Annotated in this window: 24 protein-coding genes and 1 tRNA gene; 16 read left to right on the forward strand and 9 right to left on the reverse strand. The window is 56.7% G+C overall.

The window, feature by feature from the left end; translation table 11 throughout:
* Nucleotides 1-6 precede the first annotated feature (6 nt).
* From ACZ5Q2_RS13965 to ACZ5Q2_RS13990, 6 genes are read left to right on the forward strand one after another with little or no spacing between them, the layout of a single operon-like run.
* The gene (locus ACZ5Q2_RS13965) at nucleotides 7-435 is read left to right on the forward strand and encodes a protein tyrosine phosphatase family protein (protein ID WP_061332861.1); all 429 of its coding nucleotides are present in this window, start codon (nucleotides 7-9) and stop codon (nucleotides 433-435) included.
* 23 nt (nucleotides 436-458) lie between these two features.
* Nucleotides 459-1571 (forward strand): ferrochelatase, encoded by a 1113-nt coding sequence (gene hemH / locus ACZ5Q2_RS13970; RefSeq protein ID WP_061332859.1) that lies wholly within the window; start codon nucleotides 459-461, stop codon nucleotides 1569-1571.
* Between the two features lie 15 nt (nucleotides 1572-1586).
* Entirely contained in the window at nucleotides 1587-2327 is a 741-nt protein-coding gene (locus ACZ5Q2_RS13975) for a 5-oxoprolinase subunit PxpA (protein WP_061332857.1), read from the forward strand.
* A complete protein-coding gene (gene pxpB / locus ACZ5Q2_RS13980; RefSeq protein ID WP_061332855.1) occupies nucleotides 2324-3007 on the forward strand; it encodes a 5-oxoprolinase subunit PxpB in 684 nt (227 codons plus the stop codon). The genes ACZ5Q2_RS13975 and pxpB overlap by 4 nt, the downstream gene beginning before the upstream one ends.
* Nucleotides 3004-3957: a 5-oxoprolinase subunit C family protein gene (locus ACZ5Q2_RS13985; RefSeq protein ID WP_061332853.1), complete on the forward strand. Its 954-nt coding sequence runs from the start codon at nucleotides 3004-3006 to the stop codon at nucleotides 3955-3957. The genes pxpB and ACZ5Q2_RS13985 overlap by 4 nt, the downstream gene beginning before the upstream one ends.
* Entirely contained in the window at nucleotides 3944-4147 is a 204-nt protein-coding gene (locus tag ACZ5Q2_RS13990) for a hypothetical protein (RefSeq protein ID WP_061332851.1), read from the forward strand. The genes ACZ5Q2_RS13985 and ACZ5Q2_RS13990 overlap by 14 nt, the downstream gene beginning before the upstream one ends.
* Nucleotides 4148-4281: 134 nt before the next feature.
* Here the strand turns inward: ACZ5Q2_RS13990 and ACZ5Q2_RS13995 are convergent.
* Nucleotides 4282-4372: transfer RNA gene (locus ACZ5Q2_RS13995), tRNA-Ser, on the reverse strand.
* Nucleotides 4373-4631: 259 nt separating this feature from the next.
* Between ACZ5Q2_RS13995 and ACZ5Q2_RS14000 the strand changes: the two genes are divergently transcribed.
* The 5 genes from ACZ5Q2_RS14000 to ACZ5Q2_RS14020 all read left to right on the forward strand — a co-directional run bounded on the left by ACZ5Q2_RS14000 (nucleotide 4632) and on the right by ACZ5Q2_RS14020 (nucleotide 6823).
* Nucleotides 4632-5333: a Bax inhibitor-1/YccA family protein gene (locus ACZ5Q2_RS14000; RefSeq protein ID WP_058089752.1), complete on the forward strand. Its 702-nt coding sequence runs from the start codon at nucleotides 4632-4634 to the stop codon at nucleotides 5331-5333.
* Between the two features lie 101 nt (nucleotides 5334-5434).
* Complete coding sequence (tusD, locus tag ACZ5Q2_RS14005) at nucleotides 5435-5845, forward strand: sulfurtransferase complex subunit TusD (protein ID WP_061332849.1); 411 nt, start codon at nucleotides 5435-5437, stop codon at nucleotides 5843-5845.
* Nucleotide 5846: 1 nt separating this feature from the next.
* Nucleotides 5847-6197 (forward strand): DsrE family protein, encoded by a 351-nt coding sequence (locus ACZ5Q2_RS14010; protein WP_061332847.1) that lies wholly within the window; start codon nucleotides 5847-5849, stop codon nucleotides 6195-6197.
* Nucleotides 6198-6207: 10 nt separating this feature from the next.
* On the forward strand, nucleotides 6208-6498 hold the full coding sequence (tusB, locus tag ACZ5Q2_RS14015; RefSeq protein ID WP_061332845.1) for a sulfurtransferase complex subunit TusB: 291 nt from the start codon (nucleotides 6208-6210) through the stop codon (nucleotides 6496-6498).
* 4 nt (nucleotides 6499-6502) lie between these two features.
* Nucleotides 6503-6823 carry a TusE/DsrC/DsvC family sulfur relay protein gene (locus tag ACZ5Q2_RS14020; RefSeq protein ID WP_061332843.1) on the forward strand — a complete coding sequence of 107 codons (321 nt, stop codon included), beginning with the start codon at nucleotides 6503-6505 and terminating at the stop codon, nucleotides 6821-6823.
* On the opposite strand, the gene ACZ5Q2_RS14025 is transcribed toward ACZ5Q2_RS14020, so the two are convergent.
* From ACZ5Q2_RS14025 to nfuA, 3 genes are all read right to left on the reverse strand, one after another.
* Nucleotides 6824-7192, reverse strand: a complete 369-nt coding sequence (locus ACZ5Q2_RS14025) for a hypothetical protein (RefSeq protein ID WP_061332841.1) — start codon at nucleotides 7190-7192, stop codon at nucleotides 6824-6826.
* Between the two features lie 15 nt (nucleotides 7193-7207).
* Complete coding sequence (locus ACZ5Q2_RS14030; protein ID WP_197463851.1) at nucleotides 7208-8422, reverse strand: DUF445 domain-containing protein; 1215 nt, start codon at nucleotides 8420-8422, stop codon at nucleotides 7208-7210.
* Nucleotides 8423-8629: 207 nt separating this feature from the next.
* Nucleotides 8630-9217 (reverse strand): Fe-S biogenesis protein NfuA, encoded by a 588-nt coding sequence (gene nfuA, locus ACZ5Q2_RS14035; RefSeq protein WP_058089746.1) that lies wholly within the window; start codon nucleotides 9215-9217, stop codon nucleotides 8630-8632.
* A gap of 241 nt (nucleotides 9218-9458) precedes the next feature.
* Here nfuA and metH point away from each other — a divergent pair, with 241 nt between their 5' ends.
* Entirely contained in the window at nucleotides 9459-13157 is a 3699-nt protein-coding gene (metH, locus tag ACZ5Q2_RS14040; protein WP_061332839.1) for a methionine synthase, read from the forward strand.
* A 14-nt stretch (nucleotides 13158-13171) separates the two neighbouring features.
* Entirely contained in the window at nucleotides 13172-13411 is a 240-nt protein-coding gene (locus ACZ5Q2_RS14045) for a DUF2970 domain-containing protein (protein WP_354443495.1), read from the forward strand.
* Nucleotides 13412-13576: 165 nt separating this feature from the next.
* Here the strand turns inward: ACZ5Q2_RS14045 and ACZ5Q2_RS14050 are convergent, their stop codons facing one another.
* Nucleotides 13577-14782 (reverse strand): ISL3 family transposase, encoded by a 1206-nt coding sequence (locus ACZ5Q2_RS14050; protein WP_011785425.1) that lies wholly within the window; start codon nucleotides 14780-14782, stop codon nucleotides 13577-13579.
* Nucleotides 14783-15093: 311 nt separating this feature from the next.
* On the opposite strand from ACZ5Q2_RS14050, the gene ACZ5Q2_RS14055 reads away from it, so the two are divergent.
* On the forward strand, nucleotides 15094-16746 hold the full coding sequence (locus ACZ5Q2_RS14055) for a nitrite/sulfite reductase (protein ID WP_061332837.1): 1653 nt from the start codon (nucleotides 15094-15096) through the stop codon (nucleotides 16744-16746).
* Complete coding sequence (locus ACZ5Q2_RS14060; RefSeq protein WP_061332835.1) at nucleotides 16739-17245, forward strand: DUF934 domain-containing protein; 507 nt, start codon at nucleotides 16739-16741, stop codon at nucleotides 17243-17245. Before ACZ5Q2_RS14055 ends, ACZ5Q2_RS14060 begins: the two co-directional genes overlap by 8 nt.
* Nucleotides 17246-17295: 50 nt before the next feature.
* Here the strand turns inward: ACZ5Q2_RS14060 and sohB are convergent, their stop codons facing one another.
* The gene (gene sohB, locus ACZ5Q2_RS14065; protein WP_061332833.1) at nucleotides 17296-18357 is read right to left on the reverse strand and encodes a protease SohB; all 1062 of its coding nucleotides are present in this window, start codon (nucleotides 18355-18357) and stop codon (nucleotides 17296-17298) included.
* A gap of 229 nt (nucleotides 18358-18586) precedes the next feature.
* Between sohB and ACZ5Q2_RS14070 the strand changes: the two genes are divergently transcribed.
* Nucleotides 18587-18901 (forward strand): SCP2 sterol-binding domain-containing protein, encoded by a 315-nt coding sequence (locus ACZ5Q2_RS14070; protein ID WP_061332831.1) that lies wholly within the window; start codon nucleotides 18587-18589, stop codon nucleotides 18899-18901.
* Nucleotides 18902-18980: 79 nt separating this feature from the next.
* On the opposite strand, the gene ACZ5Q2_RS14075 is transcribed toward ACZ5Q2_RS14070, so the two are convergent.
* The 3 genes from ACZ5Q2_RS14075 to rnhA all read right to left on the reverse strand — a co-directional run bounded on the left by ACZ5Q2_RS14075 (nucleotide 18981) and on the right by rnhA (nucleotide 22098).
* Complete coding sequence (locus ACZ5Q2_RS14075; RefSeq protein ID WP_061332828.1) at nucleotides 18981-20687, reverse strand: hypothetical protein; 1707 nt, start codon at nucleotides 20685-20687, stop codon at nucleotides 18981-18983.
* A gap of 210 nt (nucleotides 20688-20897) precedes the next feature.
* Entirely contained in the window at nucleotides 20898-21608 is a 711-nt protein-coding gene (gene dnaQ / locus ACZ5Q2_RS14080; RefSeq protein WP_061332826.1) for a DNA polymerase III subunit epsilon, read from the reverse strand.
* Nucleotides 21609-21654: 46 nt separating this feature from the next.
* A complete protein-coding gene (gene rnhA / locus ACZ5Q2_RS14085) occupies nucleotides 21655-22098 on the reverse strand; it encodes a ribonuclease HI (RefSeq protein WP_061332824.1) in 444 nt (147 codons plus the stop codon).
* Nucleotides 22099-22103 lie beyond the last annotated feature (5 nt).

Below are 22103 nucleotides of genomic sequence, written 5' to 3' on the forward strand. Positions count from 1 at the left end.
CCCTAAGTGGATATCAGAAAGATTGATGAAACCCTATCGGTAGCCCCCCAGATTTCGGTTCAGGATGTTGCCGAAATTGCCCGACTCGGCTTCCGGACCCTGGTTGCAAATCGCCCGGACCGTGAAGAGCCCGGCCAACCCGCCATGGCGGACATCGAAGCGGCAGCGCGGGAACATGGTCTGGAGTGGGTATTCCTCCCGGTGGAGTCTGGCAATATCACCGACGAGGACGTTGACCAGTTTGCGCCGATGATCCGGAATGCCGATAAACCCGTACTGGCCTTCTGTCGCTCTGGAACCCGCTGCACCGTGCTGTGGGCCCTGAGCGCCGCACGGGAAACCCAGCCGGAGGAGATTCTGTCCAAAGCTCATCGCGCGGGATATGACATCACGGGCCTTATACCGCGATTGGCACAGCAGGCTGGCAAGCATTAACCCACCACCATCGGATAGCATCAATGCCATATAAAGGGACGGATCAGTTCAGCCATAACGAGCCCGAACGCCTGGGGGTACTTGTGACCAACCTTGGCACACCAGACGCCCCCACCACACCAGCACTGAGAAAGTATCTTGCCGAGTTCCTGTGGGACCCAAGGGTGGTGGAAGTACCACGCCCCATCTGGTGGTTGATCCTCCATGGCATCATCCTGAGAATCCGGCCAAGAAAAAGCGCCCAGGCCTATGCCAGTGTCTGGCAACCGGAGGGCTCTCCCCTGCTGATACACACCGCCAAACAGGCGGAAGGCATTCGGGAAGCGCTGAAGAAAAAGTATGGCAGCAACGTGGTGGTGGGTTTTGCCATGCGCTACGGCAACCCGTCAATTTCCCGGGTATTGGAAGACATGCAGCAACAAGGTGTTCGCAAGCTGCTTGTCCTGCCGCTGTACCCCCAGTATTCGGCATCCACCACTGCGTCTACCTTTGATGCCATCGCCGCCGACTTTACCCGCCGCCGCTGGCTGCCGGATTTCCGGTTTGTGTCTCACTATCACGACTACCCGCCCTACATTGAGGCCATGGCACGCCATATTGAGGCGCACTGGGCCAATCATGGCCGGCACGAAAAACTCATCCTGTCGTACCATGGCGTCCCCCTCAAATACCTGCTCAAGGGCGATCCTTATCACTGTGAATGCCATAAAACCTCACGCTTGCTGGCCGAACGGCTTGGCCTTGGCCAGGACGACTACTTGACGACCTTCCAATCGCGCTTTGGGCGGGAAGAATGGCTGCAACCCTACACCGACGAAACCCTTAAATCCCTACCGGAAAAAGGTGTAAAATCTGTAGATGTCTTCTGCCCGGGGTTCTCTTCGGACTGCCTCGAAACCATCGAGGAAATCAACGAAGAAAACCGGGAATACTTCATGGAGTCCGGGGGTGAAGCCTTTGGCTACATCCCTTGCCTGAACGCCACACCCGGCCATATCGACGCATTGGTGCAACTGGTGGAAGACAACCTGAAAGGGTGGGCCGTGCCTGACAACAGCCCGGACAATCTGGCTGCCAGGCAGAAATGCGCAGAAGCCCGGAAACAGGCGACGTTTCCCGGCCGTGCGGATATCTGAGACGACCGGTACGCTATGAAACTGAATTGCGATCTCGGCGAGAGTTACGGCGCCTGGCAGATGGGCCAGGACGATCTGGTCATGCCCCTGATCGACATGGCTAATGTGGCCTGCGGGTTCCACGCCGCAGATCCCATGGTCATCCGCAACACGCTGGCGCTGGCATCGCGTTACCACGTGGAGATTGGCGCTCACCCTTCGTACCACGACCTCAGCGGATTTGGCCGGCGGTCTATCCACCACACCCCGGAAGAAATCGAAGCCCTTCTGCTTTATCAGTTGGGCGCCCTGGAGGGCATGTGTCGTAAAGAAGGTTTAAGCCTGAGTTACGTGAAACCCCACGGCGCCTTGAACAACGACATGATGCGGGACCCAACCCTGTTGCACGCGGTCATGGTTGCCACCCGAACCTTCCGGCAGGATCTGCCCCTGATGATTCCGGTCACCCGGAAATACCGGGAGCATCAGCAAATGGCCGCCGATGTCGGCGTTCCCCTGCTGCTGGAAGCCTTTGCCGACCGAGCCTACGACGACGAAGGCCAACTGGTGTCCAGACGCCAGGCTGGGGCGGTGCACGAAGACCCTGAAATCATTGTGCGCCAGGCCCGGTACTTTGCCGAAAAAGGTGGCGTATTCAGTGCCACCGGTAACTGGCTTGAACTTCCTGCAGACAGCCTGTGCGTTCATGGCGACAACGACGCCGCGCTTGAGGCGATCAAGGCCATCCGCAAGGCTCTTGGCAAACCCGGGCAATGATTGAAGCGGTTTCGGAAGATACCATCCTGATCACCCTGGCCGAGGCCATCGACGAGAGCCTACCTGCCCGCATCGCCGGACTTGCCGACAACATTCGCAGTGCCTGTCTCCCCTGGTTAGTCGATATAGTTCCCTCATACACCACGCTGATGGTGGTCTACGATCCATTGAAGATCGACTTTCGGCAGGCTGTGTCTAAGCTAAGGCCACTGGTTACCCTCGAAAACACCTGTAAGCGCGCGCCGGATGTGAAGGGCCGACTGGTTGAGCTGCCGGTTTACTACAGCACCGAGACCGGGCCTGACCTGCAATGGCTGGCCTCAGAGTGCGGCCTGGAGTGCGAGGACATCATCCGCAAACACAGCGCCGTTGAGTACCGGGTCCATGCCCTTGGGTTTGCTCCCGGATTTGCCTTTATGGGGCAAGTGGACCCCACCATCGCCGCGCCCCGAAAGACCAGCCCCCGAAAACGGGTGCCCGCTGGCAGTGTTGGCATAGCCAACCGGCAGACCGCCGTATACCCGCAGGCGTCCCCTGGCGGCTGGCAATTGATTGGCCGGTGCCCGACACCCTTGTTCGACCAAACCAGCCTGTCACTGCTCAGGGTCGGCGACCGGGTGAGATTCAAAGCCATAAGCCGGGAGGCGTTTCTGGCCGCGGGCGGGGAGCTGACCCCATGAGCTTTCTGGAAGTCGTCCGCCCCGGCGTACAAAGCACCATTCAAGACAGTGGTCGTCGGGGTTGTCGCCACCATGGCCTGGCGGCGGGCGGTGCGCTTGACCTGATCAGCTATACCTGGGCCAACAAGCTGCTGGACAACCCTCGCAATGCGGCCTGTCTGGAGATAGTGCTGGGTGGATTTCGCGCCATTGCCCATGGTGCGCTTCAGGTAGCCCTCACCGGCGCCAGAACACGCGTAACGGTGAACGGGCAAACGGTTGAGTCGTGGCAAACCCTGAACCTCAACGATGGTGACGAACTAACGATTGACCACTCAACGCACCATCGGCTTGTCTACCTGGCCGTGGTGGGTGGGTTGGATGCGCCGGAACAATTCGGGAGCCATTCGGTGGTTGTTCGGGAAAAGCTCGAGGGCCAGGGCCCGGTGCAGGCAGGAGACCGATTGATGCCGTTGCAGCCAAAACGGCAAGTGCCAGAGCGGAAAGTACCAGATCACCAGCGTCCCGACCTTGATGCAGAAACGGTTATCCGGCTGATTCCGGGCTATCAATACCCTCAGTTTCAGCGAGCGGATATCATCCGGCTAACAACCAGCCGCTATACAGTTGGCGACCAATCCGACCGCATGGGCTTTCGACTCCAGGGAACGCCCCTGAGCTCCCCGCCCCCCGGAATTATTTCCGAAGGCATCGCCCTTGGAGCCGTCCAGATTCCCGGTGATGGTCAACCTATCGTCTTGCTGAACGATTGCCAGACCATTGGTGGCTACCCTAAGCCCGGCGTCGTTCCCACCGTGGATTGCGGCCTTCTGGCCCAACAACTGCCTGGTGCCAGCGTCCGGTTTGAATTGTGTGACCTGGCTACGGCGCAGAATCAGCGTCGCCTTTTTGAGCTTCATTACCAGAACACTCGCTGGTGTCAGACCGGCCAGGAACTTGAGTGGCTCTGATACCACCGGCATGGTCCAGGTCGGGAACATCCTGGCAAAAGGTGCATTCCGCGGTATCCACTGCAGCACCGCCCGTTTCAACGTAACGCACCCGGTGGCTAGCGCTCCCACGATTGGCAGAGACGGCAAAGCGCCGGTTCTTTCGATCCTGCTCGGTTTCCGGAATCTGGCTCTGATCCTGATCCATTAAAGCACCTGCTCACAACGGGCATTCGATTTCACACCAGTGTACTGGATTCGCAAAGAAGTTTAATACGCAGGAAGTTACGTAGTCTGTCGAAGGTATCGATTGGGGAGTATAGAGACCGGTGTCAGGAAGAAAAATGGCGGTGGGCCAGGGATTCGAACCCCGGGACGGCTATTAACCGTCGGCGGTTTTCAAGACCGCTGCATTCAGCCACTCTGCCAGCCCACCGTCTTACCGAAAAAACGCCAGAAGGCGTATTTCCGTTGCTGCCGTTGCGACAGCGGGTGGAATGATACCGGATTTGCCATTACTGTCAACGCCTTGAAGAAAAAACGTTGGAAATTCCACTGGTTCTGGTCACGGTGCGAGCAAGATTACACCAGTTTAATGGAATCCATTGGGGCATTTTCTGTCGTAAATGATTGAAAGTTGCGGATTCGACATTATCATGGGACTCAGTATCCAGTTGCAATAAACGGAGATGACAATGGAAGACAGACGTTTCGGCGTTCAGAACAACCAGGCTGCCTACCCGCAGTCCGGTCAAGCCACCGGCGTAACAGCGGGCATTGATGAAGATGCGCTGAAGGTACTGCGCAACACCTACATGCTGCTGGGCATGACCCTGGCCTTCTCGGCCCTGACTGCGTTCCTGAACATGAACGGCACGCACCCGGGCTTCCTGATCACCATCGTTGGCTATATTGGCCTGCTGTTCGCGACCTATAAGCTCAAGAACAGCCCCTGGGGCATCGTAACCACCTTCGCCCTGACCGGCTTCATGGGGTACACCTTGGGCCCGATCATCGGCGCGTTCGTTGCCGCGGGTGCCTCTCAGATTGTCGCCCAGGCACTGACCCTGACAGCCGTAGCCTTTGTTGGTCTGTCAGCCACCGCGCTGATCACCAAGAAAGACTTCAGCTTTATGTCCAGCTTCCTGACGGCCGGTGCGTTCGTGCTGATCGGTGCCATGCTGCTGGCCTTCTTCATGCAGAGCTCTGCCCTGCATCTGGCGGTATCCGCTGGCTTCACCATTTTCGCCTCCATCATGATCCTGTTTGAAACCAGCCGGATCATCAAAGGCGGCGAGCGTAACTACGTGATCGCAACCGTTGGCCTGTACGTGGCCATCTACAACCTGTTTGTCAGCCTGCTGCACCTGCTGGCGGCATTCAGCGGCGACGATTAATTCGCCAGAGCAACGCGTTGAACAGGAACCCCGGCCTTTGCCGGGGTTCTTGCTTTCGGTAAACTGAAATCCGATCCATTCCTGACCGGCAACCTATCGTTATGTCCCCTGGCCTTTCTTACACCCTGGTTATTACCGGCGCTCCCTGGTCTAGCCAGGCACCACAAACAGCACTGGCATTCGCACAGGAGCTGATTGCAGCCGGCCACCACATCGACCGGATGTTTCTTTATGGCGAGGGCGTACACCTAGCTTCAGCCCTGAGTACGCCCCCCTCCGATGAACCCGACTGGCCAGGCCAGTGGGCAGATTTCCTTGCTGACAACCAGACGCCTGGGGTCGCCTGCATTGCCTCGGCCTTGCGCCGGGGAATCGTCGACCAGGGCGAACAGGCAAGGTATGAACTCAGCGCCAACAACCTTCGTCAGCCTTACCAGATAGCGGGCTTGGGGGAATGGGTGGAAGGCAACCTGAAGTCTGACCGTGTGATCTACTTTCATGGGAGCCACTAAGATGACCACCTTGATTGTGATTGATCAGGCTCCGTATGGCTCCTGGTCCGGTCGCGAAGCGCTGGATATGGTGTTTTCCCTGGCAGCCTTCGATCAACCAGCGGCATTGCTCTTTATCGGCGCTGGTGTTAACTGGCTGCGCAAATCCCAGGATGCCGGAGGCATCGGCCAGAAAACGGTTGAAAAGAACCTTGCTGCGGCACCGGTGTTCGGAGTCGAACAGATTCTCGCGGAACAATCCGCCTGCGAGCGTTTTCGGCTTGGTGAGGAAGACAGGCTGAATGGCGTGGAACTGATTCCATCGGTCAGAGACGCCCTTGATCGCTTTGAACGCATCGTTTTTGCAGGCTAAGGATGACGGAATGACACAGGAACAAACGATTCAGGCGACACTTCATATCCTGAACAAATCACCCAGTCACCCAAGGTTCGCAACCTGTCTGGCAGCCCTTCACGAAGGAGACACGCTGGCACTGGCGGAAAATGCGGTACTGGCGGTAACAGACAGCACTGCTGGCCTCCCCCGAAATTGTGTTGCCCTTGGCGCAGACCTTGAGGCCAGAGGCCTGGCAGGCAACCCCAAGGTACAAATCATCAGCTATGGCGATCTGGTGCGCCTGACCGCCGAACATTCACGTACGGTGAGCTGGTAATACAATGACGACTTTGCCGTTACGCAACAACGAGGGTTTTCTGGAAGACGCTGGCAGCTGGACCCCTGAGGTAGCACAAGAGATTGCCGCCGAGGACAGCATACAGCTAAATGAAAATCACTGGGAGATCATAGATTTCCTGAGGGAATTCTACAAACAACATGAAATGTCTCCGCCGTCAAACCGGTTATTTGTGAAGGCGGTGAAAGAAGCGTTCGGGGACGACAAGGGCAACAGTATCTACCTGATGCAGTTGTTCCCAGGCACACCCGCCAAAACCGCCTGCCGAATTGCCGGGCTACCCAGGCCAACCAACTGCCTTTGATCAGCGATCGCCCTGCCCTGGTGGCCGGCTACCACTGCTGGATTGGGATTTCTGCATTTCGGCAGTCGAGCCCAGAAAGCTGCTGAGCCCGTTCTCGAACAGATTGGAGCCAAACTTCAGGAATTGCTTGGTCGACTCCTTGGTCGCGCCTTCCCATGCATTTTGCGGGAGCTGCCGGACGGCATCGGCGACGCCTTTATTGACGCCCTTGGCCACCTTGGGCTCGATCTGGTCAGCGGCTTCCACCAACTCCCGCATGCGTTCAGCCAGCCAGGGCCGAACTACGAGGTACCAGAACGCAAACAGAACAGCCGCCACCGTACCAGCGGTCAACAGCACCTGAACAATCATCAAAACCCACACAGACATTACCTGTCTCCCTTGTTAGCCACCCAGTGGCGGCATCGGCAGCTGGTTCATCGCGATAAACTGAATCAGGCCGGCCACTGCGCCGAACAACCCCCCAACAAACATCAGCTGGAGCTCTTCTTCTCTGAACGCCGGCCGCAATATGTCCTGGAACTCCTCCGGACGGAGCGATTTCATCTGGCCCGCCAGCACACCGGCCACAATGGGTGCCCGCTCCTTGTTAAAATCGGGATCGTTGAACACATCCCGGGTGGCGATCACCGCCTTCTGGTTCATCACCCGCTTGAGATCAGTGTAGCCGGTCATACCGACCGTCACCTGCGCCGCCAGCTTCATAACCATGGAGTTATCGAGCATTGGCCGCAGATGCTTCTGGATGATAGCTCGGGTTCTTGCTCCGTGCTGGCCATTGATCATGGCGTCCGCCACCTTCTCAACGGTGATCAGCTCCTCGGCCACCAGACGTGCCCAGGTATCACTGATCTGCTCCTGACGGCGCAGAAACAACCCCTGAATCCGCCAAAACAGAACCCGGCGAGGGCGAAGCGGTGCAAAAATCAGATTAATGGCGATCCAGTTGGTGATAAAGCCAATGGCAAAACCACCGACCGGCAGCAGCCATGGCTCCGGATAGGCCAGCCACAGCGGCGCCAGGATGGCACCCAGCAAACCGCCAATGATGGCACCACGGTTAATGACCGATTGCAATTCAACGGAACCGGCTTCCCGGAAAATGCGATTCATCAGGTCAGGATGATTCTGCAGTTCGCGGCTGAGCAGTGCTTTCAGATCCACCAGCTCATTCAGGTCGTCACCGAAATCCTCAACCAGCTCTTCAATCCTGTCCGGCAGCTGCTGCCTGGCCCATTGGTAGATCCTGGCGCGAACAAACAGCGGCAGGTTATCCCACAACACCGGCTGCACTTCGTACATGACTTCGTCGATGTATTCATCCATCCGTGGTGAAACCTGTGCCACCACCTGTTGAACAATGCGCTGGGGCTCCAGCTTTTGATAGACGGTATTCAGATCACCAAACTGCTGCAGCGTCCGGTCGATACAGATGTGCGCCATCTTCTCGGCTTTACGGGGGATAACACCCTGCCAACCAATAACGCCAATGCCGATGAAACGCACCGGGTGAAATGACATCTGTATCGCAAGCCAGTTGGTAAACCAGCCGACGACAGCAGCCATCACAGGTACGGATAAGAGAGCAAGGTCGAGCAAGTGTTACCCCGGTTTCAAGTCTGGCGGCAATGGCGCCGCTGATATCACTGTTTTTTATGGCACGGTACAGCAACCGTGCACGGTTCTGTTAATCAACAGGATAATGGAGTATTGCAGATATCAGGACATTGGCCGTGTAGCCACGAAAGACAGGCATCTGCGGCAGCCGCCGCGGTGAACGACGGCCTGGCAGAGGTAATGCAGAAATTACTGATAGTAGGCGTTTTCAGTGTTCGAGTGGTCGGTCACATCACGAACCGCAGTGATCTCCGGAACCCGCTCCTTGAGGGTTTTCTCAACACCTTGCTTGAGGGTCAGGCTGACGGCGGAACAGCCCTGGCAACCGCCACCGAAACGCAGCACTGCCACCGACTCCTCAACGATCTCCACCAGCGATACATCACCGCCGTGGGCCGCCAGATTGGGGTTGATCTCAGACGCCAGCACGTAGTTCACCCGCTCAGGAAGGGGGGCGTCATCAGACACCTGGGGCACTTTGGCGTTCGGCGCCTTGATGGTCAACTGGCCGCCCATCTGGTCTTTGGAGTAGTCCACGTAGGCATCTTCCAGAAACGGTACCGAGTTATGGTCCAGGAACAGGGTGAATTTCTGCAGATCAACCTGCTCGTCTGTAGGGACGACTTCGTTTGGCGGGCAATAGGCCAGACAGGTCTCGGCATTGCGGGTACCCGGCTGGGTGACGAAAATACGAACGCCCATGCCCTCGACATCCTGCTTTTCAATCAGTTGCGCAAGATAATCCCTTGCGGAATCAGTGACAGTTACCAAAGCCATGCTTCCTACCTGTTTTCAAATGTAGTCTCTATTTTAGGAGAGTTCGCAGGAACTTAAAAGACCAAGTAAAATAGTCGGGCTTTAACAGGATAATGAATTGCACGTATAACCTCCCGCCAGGAACTTTGTGGTCAGTGCTTGATAATGATCATCTGTATTAAGACGTATACGTACAATTTTGCTATGATCCCGCGCCGTCCGAACAAACACGACGTTATTAATGACCCCGGAAGAATTCCCTATGACCGATCGTACTACCCGCCTGGACCAGCTTCATAAGGCCCTCAAGGAACGCATCATCATCCTCGATGGTGGCATGGGCACCATGATCCAGAACCAGAAGCTGGACGAAGCCGCATTCCGGGGCGACCGATTCAAGGATTTCGACCGGGACGTTCAGGGCAACAACGATCTCCTCAACCTGACCCAGCCGGCCCTGCTCCGCAATATCCACGCAGACTACCTGGATGCCGGCGCAGACATCATCGAAACCAACACTTTCAATTCCACCCGCCTTTCCCAGGCGGACTACGGCATGGAAGATCTGGCCCGTGAATTGAACGTGGAAGCGGCCAGGATCGCTCGGGAAATCGCTGATGAGTTCACCGCCCGCAATCCGGACAAACCACGGTTTGTTGCCGGCGCCGTGGGCCCTACCTCGCGCACCGCCTCCATCTCACCAGACGTCAATAACCCGGGCTACCGGAATGTGGATTTCCAGACCCTGGTGGATAATTACTATGAAGCGGTCTCCGGGCTGGTGGAAGGCGGCTCCGATCTGATCCTGATTGAAACCATTTTCGACACCCTGAACGCCAAGGCCGCCATTTACGCGACCCAGCAGTTCTTTGAGGACAACGGTTTTGAACTGCCGATCATGATCTCCGGCACCATTACCGACGCGTCCGGTCGAACACTGTCGGGCCAGACCACCGAGGCCTTCTACAACTCCATCGCCCATGCGAAACCCATCTCAGTGGGTCTTAACTGCGCCCTGGGTGCGGACGCGTTGCGCCCTTATGTGGAAGAGCTGGCCAACAAGGCAGAAACCTATGTGTCAGCCCACCCCAACGCCGGGCTGCCCAACGAATTTGGCGAATACGACCAGACCCCCGAAGAAATGGCCGACATCATTGAGGGCTTCGCCAAGGACGGGTTCATGAACATCATCGGGGGTTGTTGCGGTTCACGGCCGGATCACATTGAAGCCATTGCCAAGGCGGTATCCAAGTATCCGCCCCGGAAGATTCCCGACCGCCCCAAGGCACTGCGCCTGTCAGGCCTCGAACCCTTTACCGGTGACGAAAACACGCTGTTCATTAACGTGGGCGAACGCACCAATGTGACCGGCTCCAAGCGATTTTTGAGACTGATCAAGGAAGAACAGTACGAGGAAGCGCTGAGCGTGGCCCGGGACCAGGTGGAAAACGGCGCCCAGATCATCGATATCAACATGGACGAGGGCATGCTGGATTCAAGGGAGGTTATGGAGACCTTCCTGAAACTGGTGGCATCCGAACCTGACATTTCCCGCGTGCCGATCATGATCGATTCTTCCAAGTGGGAAGTGATCGAGGCCGGTCTTCGATGCATTCAGGGCAAGGCGGTGGTGAACTCCATCAGCCTCAAAGAAGGCGAGGAAGAGTTCATCAAGCGGGCAAAAGACTGCATGCGCTACGGTGCGGCCGTAGTGGTCATGGCCTTTGACGAAGACGGCCAGGCCGACACCTTCGAGCGTAAAACCGAGATCTGCAAACGCTCTTACGACGTGCTGACCAGTATCGGCTTTAACCCGGCCGACATTATTTTTGATCCGAACATCTTCGCCATCGCCACCGGCATCGAAGAGCACAACAACTATGCGGTGGACTTCATCAATGCCACCCGCTGGATCAGGGAAAACCTGCCCCACGCGTCCATCTCCGGTGGCGTGAGTAACGTCTCGTTTTCTTTCCGCGGTAACGATGCGGTGCGCGAGGCCATTCACTCCGTTTTCCTGTATCACGCGGTCAAGGCCGGCATGAACATGGGCATAGTGAACCCGGGCCAGTTGGTGATCTATGACGAGATCGAGCCAGACCTGAAAGAATTGGTGGAAGACGTCGTCCTGAACCGCCGCGATGACTCAACAGATCGCTTGCTTGAGGCGGCCGAAAAGTTCAAAGGCAAAGGCGGCCAGACCAAAGAAGAAGACCTTGCCTGGCGTGAATGGCCCGTCGAGAAGCGTCTTGAGCATGCCCTGGTGAAAGGCATCACCAGTTACATTATTGACGACACCGAAGCCTGCCGGCAGAACGCCAGCCACCCCATCGAAGTGATCGAAGGCCCGCTGATGGCGGGTATGAATGTGGTCGGCGACCTGTTCGGTGATGGCAAGATGTTCCTGCCCCAGGTGGTCAAGAGCGCCCGGGTAATGAAGCAGGCCGTCGCCCACTTGATCCCGTTCATCGAGGCTGAGAAAACAGAAGACCAGCAGGCCAAGGGCAAGATTCTGATGGCCACCGTGAAGGGCGACGTACACGACATTGGCAAGAACATCGTGGGCGTGGTCTTGCAGTGCAATAACTACGAAGTCATCGACCTAGGCGTGATGGTGCCCTGCGAGAAGATTCTGGACGTTGCGAAAAAAGAGAATGTCGACATTATTGGTCTGAGCGGCCTGATCACACCCTCGCTGGATGAAATGGTCCATGTTGCCCGGGAAATGCAGAGGCTGGATTTCAATATCCCGCTGATGATTGGCGGTGCCACCACCTCCAAAGCCCACACTGCGGTGAAGATCGAGCCCCAGTACAAGAACGACATTGCCCTGTACGTATCCGATGCGTCCCGGTGCGTAAACGTGGCCTCTCAGCTTCTGAGCAAGACCGCAAAGCCCACGCTCGTGGAAGCCGCCCGTACCGAGTACGACGAGATCCGTGAGCGCCGCAAGAACCGTGGCGACCGTACAAAGCTGGTGTCAATGTCAGAAGCACGGGCACGGGCACCGGAACTCGATTTCGAGACTTACCAGCCACCGAAACCAGCCTTCACCGGGGTGCGGGCGTTCAACGATTACGACCTGAACGAACTGGTGGACTACATCGATTGGACGCCGTTTTTCATTTCCTGGGACATTGCCGGCAAATACCCGGCAATCTTCGACGATCCGAAGCGGGGCGAAGCTGCACGCACCCTGTTCGACGACGCCCAGAAACTGCTCAAGAAGATGATCGAAGATAAACGCATCACCGCCAGAGGCGTGATTGGCTTCTGGCCGGCCAACCGTCGCGGAGACGACATTGTCGTTTACACAGACGAGTCCCGCACCGAGGAGCTGACCACCCTGCACCACCTTCGCCAGCAAGACGAAAAAGCGCCCGGCAAACCCATGATGGCCCTGTCTGATTTTGTGGCCCCTGAAGACTCCCACGTGGGTGACTATGTCGGCGGCTTTGCCGTAACCACCGGTATTGGGGTGGACGAACTGACCAAAGAGTTCAAGGATGCCCACGACGATTACAGCGCCATTATGGTCCAGGCTCTGGCAGACCGGCTTGCAGAAGCCTTTGCCGAGCGTATGCACGAACGGGTTCGCAAAGAATTCTGGGGCTATGCAACCGATGAACAGCTGGCCAACGATGACCTGATCAAGGAACGGTACCAGGGCATCCGCCCGGCCCCCGGCTATCCTGCCTGCCCTGACCATACAGAGAAAGCCACCCTGTTCAAACTGCTGGATGCAACAGCCAACACCAGCCTCCAGCTGACCGAACACTTTGCCATGTACCCAACGGCAGCGGTCTCTGGCTGGTACTTTGCCCACCCGGAATCCAAATACTTTGCCGTCGGCAAAATTGGCGTGGACCAGGTTGAAGACTATGCTGAACGAAAAGGGCTGTCCAAAGCAGAAGCTGAGCGCTGGCTGATGCCCAGCCTGGCCTACGATCCGGCCGAATAAATCAGGGTGACTCAATGAACGATATGGCTGACAATAACAATAACAGCAGCAAGAAAAAGCCCGGTTCGCCGGGCGTTCTGAAAATCATGCAAAGTATCCTCGCCGGCGCTTTGGGGGTGCAGTCTGAAAAGCGCCGACAAGAGGATTTTGCCAGCCAAAGCCCGGTGCCCTACATCATTGCCGGGCTGCTGTTTGGCGCTGCGTTTGTGGGCGGGCTAATACTGGTGGTAAAGGTGGTGCTGGCAGGCCAGTAGCGCTACTGGCCGGCAACCCACACTACCGCAAAGGCAACAGCCAGCAACACCAGTAACACTGCTGCAACGGCATCGGCCTGGCTATCTGAATCCGCTGTCTTTTTCATAGCTTACTCCTCGGTTATCCAGTCTTGTTGTTGTTTCAGTACCCGGCTTTTATTAGGTTCATCGCGCTTTACCGGGAAATGCTGCTTTTATCTTCAGAAAGAAGTAGTCGTTATCCCGGTAGCCGTAGGCCACCCGCTTGATCACCTTGATCTTGTTGTTCATTCCCTCCAACACACTGGTGTTCAACCGGTAGACCGCGCTGGCGATAATGCCGTCGACGTAGCCCTTGAGGCGCCTGGCAAACTGCTGCACGGGGGCCAGCCCACTACTCATAGCCAGATTTAGCCAGTCTTGCCAGCGTTGTCTGGCATCGGCCTCTGAGGGAGCGTACCAGAGCTCTTTGAGCTGGTCTTTCAGGACGTAGACAGTCATCAGGGGCTGGTTGGCTTGCAGCAGTTCTTCGAGCTTCAGAGCCTGCTCGTCCTTGAGGTTGCCTCGGTTTCTGAGCAACAGCCAGCGACTTCGTTTCACTACTTTGCGAGCCGGCTTGTCGTGTCGAAGCTGATTGGCCTGATCGACCCGGACACGGTCAATCACTTCCCGTCCGAACTTTGCTACAACGTGGAACAGGTCATAGACCACCCGTGCTTGTGGGCAGTGGTGCTGAACTTCCAGGTCCATGGCGGTATTCATATCCATCGCCACGGCTTCGATCTGGCCACAGGTTTCCGGCCCCAGCCATTCAAAGAAGGGGCGTACCGCTGCTCGACTGCGGCCTTCTCCAACCCAGAGGACTTGTTGAGTATCCGCATCAATCGCCACGGTGGCGTAGCGGTGTCCCTTGAACAAGGCGAACTCATCCATGATCAGTCGACGAATCCGGCGTTTATCTGGCTCAGTCACTTCTCGTTTGAGGCGCCGATGGTCGATGGCCTTGACCGTATGCCAATGCAACCCTAGCAGCGTTGCCACATGTTGGATCGGCATCAGTCGTACCAGGGATTCAATCCAACTGACCATGCCTGCCGTCAGACGCTGTCGCCCTGGTAACCAGCGAATCTGTTCAAGCTTGGGGCCACAGGTCGTACAACGAACTCGGCGAACTGGCACGTCCAGCCAGACGCGGTATTGGAACAGGTCGCGTTCTCGGACTCGTCGGGTGCTGATGTCATGGATGGCAAGCGTGTGCTGATTACAACCACTGCAGCATGGCAAGTAATCGTCGGCAGGTTGCAGTCGGATGAGCAGAGATTGAGCGTCAATCTGGGCATACGATTCTATCGTGAATCCTTCCCAGAACAGGGCAAGAGGATTAGCATTCATAGGGACGGCGGTGAGTCGGTCAGGTTTGTTGTTTTGGCGAACTCAAAACTAACCGGTTTGACCGCCGTCTCCTACTTTTTCACGCTAACCCGCGATGAACCTTTTATTAAAGCAGGAAATTGATATTCGTCCAGTCCTGCCCGCCGCTGCTGATTTTCCTGCTTATCACCTGAATCGATAATGATATTTTGAAATAATCATTTTAAGAATAAAAACCCAGTGATATCCTCCGCTTCAGGAATAAGGCCCAATGTCATTTTGGCGCCATTCAACAACCGCATTTCAGAAGTTACCAGGCAGGACGTTACCCTATGTACGTTTATGATGAGCACGACCGGCAAATTGCCGCGGAACGTGTCGCACAGTTTCGGGACCAAACCGAGCGGGCCCTCGCGGGCGAGCTGGCGGAAGAAGAGTTTCTTCCACTTCGTCTGCAGAACGGTCTCTACGTTCAGCGTCTTGCACCCATGCTGCGTATCTGTGTGCCCTATGGCATGCTCCGTTCAGACCAGATCCGCCGCCTGGCCCGCATCACCCGTGATTACGACAAGGGTTATGCGCATTTTACAACCCGTACCAACATCCAGCTGAACTGGCCAAACCTGGAAGACGTTCCGGATATCCTGGCCGAACTGGCCGAAGTCGAAATGCATGCCAACCAGACCAGCGGTAACTGCATCCGTAACACCACCACAGACCAGTTCTCCGGTGTTCAGGCCGATGAAATCGCCGACCCTCGCCCTTACTGCGAGATTATCCGGCAGTGGTCTACCTTCCACCCGGAATTCGCTTTCCTTCCTCGCAAATTCAAGGTGGCGGTTAATGCTTCCGAAAAGACGGACCGGGCGGCCATTCAGGTGCACGATATCGGCCTGCAACTGGTCCGGAATGATCAGGGCGATCTGGGCTTCCGCGTACACGTGGGTGGGGGCCTGGGCCGCACGCCCATGGTGGGGCCAGTCATCCGGGAATTCCTGCCGGAACTCGACCTTCTGACTTACCTGGAGGCGGTCCTGCGGGTCTATAACCGTTACGGCCGGCGCGACAACAAGTTCAAGGCACGCATCAAGATTCTTGTGAAGGCACTGACCCCGGAAGGTTTCGCCGAGAAAGTCGAAGCTGAATGGGCACACATCAAAGACTCCCCGACTCGGCTGACCCCGGAAGCGATCCGAAAATTCCAGGGCTATTTCACCGAGCCTGACTACGAGACACTGGAGAACGCCACTGCCCTGCTGAGTGAGCAACGATTTGAGAACCGCGAATTCGACAAGTGGCTGACTCACAACGTCAGCGAGCACAAGAAGCCCGGCTATGCCAGTGTCACCCTGACCCTGAAAAAAACCGGGACCCCGCCGGGTGACGTGACCGATTATCAGCTTGAGCAGATTGCCGACCTGGCGGACCAGTTCAGCTTTGGTGAGGCCCGCGCGACACACGAGCAGAATGTGGTTCTGGCCGATGTTCGCCAGGACCAGCTGTTCGAGCTCTGGCAGCGCCTCGTTCCCTTGGGCTTTGCCACTGCCAACCTGAACACCCTGACCGACGTCATCTGCTGCCCGGGCGGCGATTTCTGCGCCCTGGCCAACGCCAAATCGATTCCCGTTGCTGAGGCTATCCAGCGTCGCTTTGATGATCTGGATTACCTGTACGACCTCGGCCCCATCGACCTCAACATCTCCGGCTGCATGAATGCCTGTGGCCACCACCACGTTGGTAACATTGGCGTGCTGGGCGTTGACAAGAAAGGCGAAGAGTTCTACCAGATCAGTCTCGGTGGCGACTCCCATCATGACGCCGCCATTGGCAAGATTCTGGGGCCCTCGTTTGCAAGGGACCAGATGCCCGAAGTGATTGCCAAGATCATTGATGTATATGTCGACAAACGGAGCGAGGAAGAAACCTTCCTGGATACCTATCGCCGTGTTGGTATTGAACCATTCAAGGAGCGGGTCTATGCCTGATGTAATCGCTGCTGACGGCAGCATCCGTAACGACAGCTGGGTGGTCGTAGAGCGCCCTGCCGAGGGTGAATCCCTCAATGTAGCCGCAGGCCAGCCTGCGCTGATTCCCGCGGATCTGTGGCTTGCAGGCTACGAGCACTACGTAGGCCGGGATGATATCGGAGTCTGGTTCGACAGCCATGACGAGCCCGAAATGCTCGGGGAAAAGGTTAAGGAATTACCGTTGATTGCGGTGAACTTTCCACGCTTTGTGGATGGCCGGGGTTACAGTATCGCCCGCCTGCTGCGGGAAAGGTTTGGCTACCAGGGAGAGCTGAGAGCTATTGGAGATGTACTGCTGGACCAGTTGCAGTTCATGAAACGGTGCGGCTTCGATTCCTACGTGCTGCGGGCCGACAAGGACATCAGCAAGGCAGCTCGCTGCCTGAACTTCTTCAGCCAGGCCTACCAGGCCGCCACCGATACCGACCAGCCCCTGTTCCGTCGCAGGGCTTCCTGAGCGATCACGGGTGGGCGCAGAGCGTTAAACTCTCTGCGCCCGACCCTGACTTACTGAATTTTCTGATTACGGAAAGCACTGAGCACCCGCCAAACGGTATGCTCAAGCGCCGCACTGGTGGCCAGGCCAAGCCGTTCCGGCAGGGTTCTCTTACTCTGGAATGACACCGAGACCACCTCACCCCGATCGCAGGCCTCGATCAGGTATTCGTCCGACGTCTTGATATCGTCAATGAGCTTGACCTCAAGGGCACGCTTGCCAAACCAGATGTCGCCATTGGCCACCGCCTGGATATCCAGCGCAGGGCGCCGCTCGCTGACGTATTCCTTGAACAGACCGTGGGTATCTTCAAGGTCCGCGAGAAATTTCTGCCGGCCCTTTTCGGTGTTCTCTCCAAACACGGTCAGTGTGCGCTTGTGCTCACCGGCGGTCAGCACTTCAAAATCCACATCGTTCTTCTGCAGGAAACGATGGAAGTTCGGCAGCTGGGCAACCACACCAATCGAACCGAGAACTGCAAAGGGCGACGCAATGATCTTGTCGGCAACGCAAGCCATCATGTAACCACCGCTGGCCGCCACCTTGTCTACGCAGGCCGTCAGGGGAACCCCTTTACTGCGAATCCGGTCAAGCTGTGCGGCTGCCAGACCATAGGCGTGCACGAGGCCGCCACCGCTTTCCAGGCGAACCACCACCTCGTCTGTCTCCGGGTTGGCGACACTGAGCACCGCAGAGACCGACCGCCTGAGCGTGTCGGTATCGCTGGCTTTGATGTCGCCATCGAAGTCGATGACATAGATGCGTGGTTTGGAGGCCTTTTCTTCCTCAGCGGTTTTATCCTGTTTGGCCGATTTTTTCTCGGCTTTCTCTTCTTTTTTCTTTTGTTTCTGCCAGGCCTTGTGTTCGGCGTCTGACATCAACCGGGACTGGATGGATTCTTTCAGTTTCCGGTACTGGTCGTTCAGTTTGCGAATTTTGAGCTCGCCCTCTCCTTCATGATCACTCCGGTCCCGCTGGGTGGCGGAGAAAATCACCGAGGCCAGAATGATGGCGGCCACCACGAAGGTCACCACTTTAGCGAGGAAAAGTCCGTATTCGGTCAGAAATTCCAAAATGCAGTCTCCAGACGTCGTTGCAAAGCCATGAGTGTACCCCCTCACAGGGGGCGTGATAAGTCCAAAAGAAAATTAAAACAAGCGTTCGATCAAGCTTGACACAACCGTGTTCTAACCATAAAGTCGGATGGCGAGGTCGGCGCTACCCGGGCTATCAAACAGGCTTCTGAGGCCAGGGATTCCAAGCCGTCACCATGACAAGACAACCACTCAAAAGGGTAAAACAATGTCTGTAGCTCAGGTATTTGAAAAACTCGAACAGAATTTCAACGCAGACGCGGCACAAGGCCTGGATCTGGTGTTCCAGTTCGACATCGAAGATGACAAAACCTACCACCTGGTGATCAACGACGGCACTTGCAAGCTGCACGAAGGCGCGAACGACGATCCTTCCGTTACCCTGATCATGAACTCCGACACCCTGCAGGGTATCGTTTCCGGCGAAACCGACGGCATGCAGGCATTCATGGCTGGTCAGCTGCGCGCCGAAGGCGACATGATGCTGGCAACCAAGCTGGGTGAACTGTTCAAGATGGGCTAAGCCCCGCTTAACAGGCCATAAAAAAACCTGCGCAAGTCGCAGGTTTTTTTTGGTCGCTTCAACGACACCGAAGCCGTTATTACAGCCCGACGTCGCCCAACGACGATTCCGCCAGTTTCAGCAGGTCGCTGTTGCTCTCTTCGCGGCGGCCAATGCTTTCAATGTAGTACTCCAGCGACGTAAGCGCGTCCGCCAGCGCTTCAAGCACCTGAGGTGCCGGCGCTTCCCTCGCATCCAGTAGCTGCTCCTGAATGGATGCCGCTACCCGCGCAATGACACTGGCAGCCTGGGGGTCGTTCACCATCTGCAAACCACCCCAGATACTGCGCAGGGTGCCCGGCAGGTTGGCCAGGTGCAACTTGTCGTAGTCGGATTCGATAAACGCGGTAATAGCACGCTTGGCCAGGGTCAGGGCGCTGCGCGCCTCGTCTGCAACCACCCAGATGGCTTCCTGCAGGTAGACGGACTCGTCCCGCTTGCGTTCACTGCCTGCCAACGCATCGGTCTCCGAGGTAATACCTCGAATGACGATCTGCATGACGGCATCCTCCACCCCCAGCACCGAATCGGCCAGGCGATAGAGTTCGTCCTCTGCCGGCAGGCGCTTCTCCTCCTCCCACTGACGGAGTTTTGTCGCTTCCTCACGGGCAATACCGGCCAGGCGATTGAGATCGAGCATCACCAGGGTGTTCGCCAGGCGCTCGAGGGCGTCAGCGATGGACGCCAGCTCGGCCAGGTCTGGCTCGATACCCCGTTCGATGATGTCCAGCTTATCCTTCAGTTGATTGAGCTCTTCCTGCAGCGCTTCCGACAAGGATTTCAGTACATCCGAACCCGGGCCGTACAGCCGGCGCGAGTGGGCTTCAAGGATAGCATCGGGAAACTCAGAGGGCGCCAGCCGGTAGGCGGAAAGAACGCTCGCCACCTCGGGATTAGCGGACCCGCTGCGGTACAAAAGGTAGACAAGGTCTTTGATGACCGAGTCAGGGGCATCTTTGGTGGTGGCCACTTTGCCAACGTACACCACTTCGCGGGCATACTTCTCTATTCGCATAAGCAGACGTTTGCGGGCTTTATTGAAGCCCATGGCCCGGTCCAGCATGGTGTCTGCAACCACAGACAGCAAGCACCACATCTGGCCCATTGGCGCGCCCTGGCAAAGTCTGGCAAAGCCACGGGAAGCCCTGGCCACCAGCTTTTTGCTGACCACCTCATTACGCTCACGAAGAATGCCAAGCAGAGCGACCTGTAGGGTCAGGCGCATACGCCTGGCGAGAATTTCGTATTCGGCATCGCCGCCTTCAAGCGGCTGAAGCGAAAGCCCGGAGCAGAAATCCGGACGCTCTTTCACATCCACATCAAAGAAACAGGATTCGGGATAGGGTTTCTCGCGCCGCGCCTCGCGTAGATCATTGATCACCGGCAGCAGCAATTCCGGATGGTCTTCCCGTTGCTGGTGGTAATATTCAACGTAGCGACGCAAGATAAACAGGGCGCTGTTGAGGGTCGTCAGCAGAATGTTCTTGTCGTCATTGGCGCCTACGGGCACGTCGTTGGCCAGGTTCACTGCCTCCTGACACAGCAGCGTTCCACCACGCAATTCCACCAGAATGAAGATGCCCCGCAACTGATTGAGATAATCAACACAGTTCTGCAGGTCTTCCCCACTCTCACGATTTTCCTGAAAGCGCTCAAGGCTGGATTCTGCCTGTTTGATGGTCTGTTCGATTTCGCTTTTGACCAAATCAAACGACTGCGATTTCGTCGCCAGAGACGATTGAACCATAAACGCTTCCTGTTACTTTGCGGAGACTACCGCATCCTGTTCGTGAACTAATGCCGGGGGACATGGGGCCGGCGTTTGTTATGGGCCATGCACCCTGCCGGCCAACATTCAGCTCGCAGAAAACTGGCGAACTTATCATTACTTATAACATAAAACTCAAGTACCTCAAGAAAGGCGGAATGTAACAAATGGTACACCCTGACGTGGTTCTCATTCCGATTGCTGTAATTTGCTCCAGACGGTGTGGCCGGCCTGCTTCTCCATCATCGCCAGAAATTCTTCATGGGCCGAGGCCTCGGCGTCATCAGCGCGGATCACAGCCAAAGCCGGTCGGCTGCCAGTCAGGCGGCGGATGCCACCGGCAGTTCCATCATCACCAGCCCCGGCATCCAGGGATAACGCTGTTTGCCCGCCGGTCATCAACAAATAAACGTCAGCCAGAATCTCCGCATCCAGCAACGCGCCGTGCAGTTCCCGGTTACTGTTATCTACTCCGTAGCGTTTGCACAGGGCATCCAGGTTGTTCTTCTGACCCGGATGCTTGGCCCGGGCGATGGCCAGCGAGTCGACGATGCCGCAGTGGTCAGCGGTTTTCCGGACCGGCTTGAGGCGCGCGAACTCGGCGTCCATGAAGCCGACGTCAAAAGCCGCGTTATGTATAACCAGCTCCGCACCCTTGATAAACTCGAAAAATTCGTCGGCAATTTCGGCGAACCTGGGTTTGTCGGTCAGAAACTCATTGGTGATGCCGTGAACGGTGATAGCTTCGGCCTCAACCTCCCGTTCTGGATTGATGTAGACGTGGTAATTGCGGCCCGTCAGCTCACGCTCAATGACTTCAACGCAGCCAATCTCGATAATGCGGTGGCCGTCGTTCGGGTCGATACCCGTGGTTTCGGTATCCAGTACGATCTGTCTCATGTCTCTGTGCTCTCTGTTTCCGTCGTCGCCCACACCACAGGCCGCGTCAGGCGCTGGTCAGTTCGTCAACGCCACGGTTGGCCAGTTCATCCGCAAGCTCGTTGTCGGGGTTACCGGAATGGCCCTTGACCCAGTGCCAGTTCACCTTATGTCGTGCCGTTTCGGTGTCCAACTCTTGCCATAAGTCGGCGTTCTTGACTGGCTTCTTCGCCGAATTCTTCCAGCCGTTTCGCTTCCAGCCCGCCATCCATTCCGTGATGCCCTTGCGGACATACTGGGAGTCTGTATACAGCTCAACCTCACATGCACGGTTCAGGGCCCTCAAACCGCGAATAGCGGCCATAAGCTCCATACGGTTGTTCGTGGTCTGGCGCTCACCACCATGCAGGGTCTTGCAGGCATCTCCGTATCGCAAAACCACACCCCACCCACCGGGACCAGGATTGCCTTTACAGGCACCATCGGTGTACATCACCACCTTGCCAGCCATTTACT

This window comes from Marinobacter alkaliphilus (genome assembly GCF_055394375.1).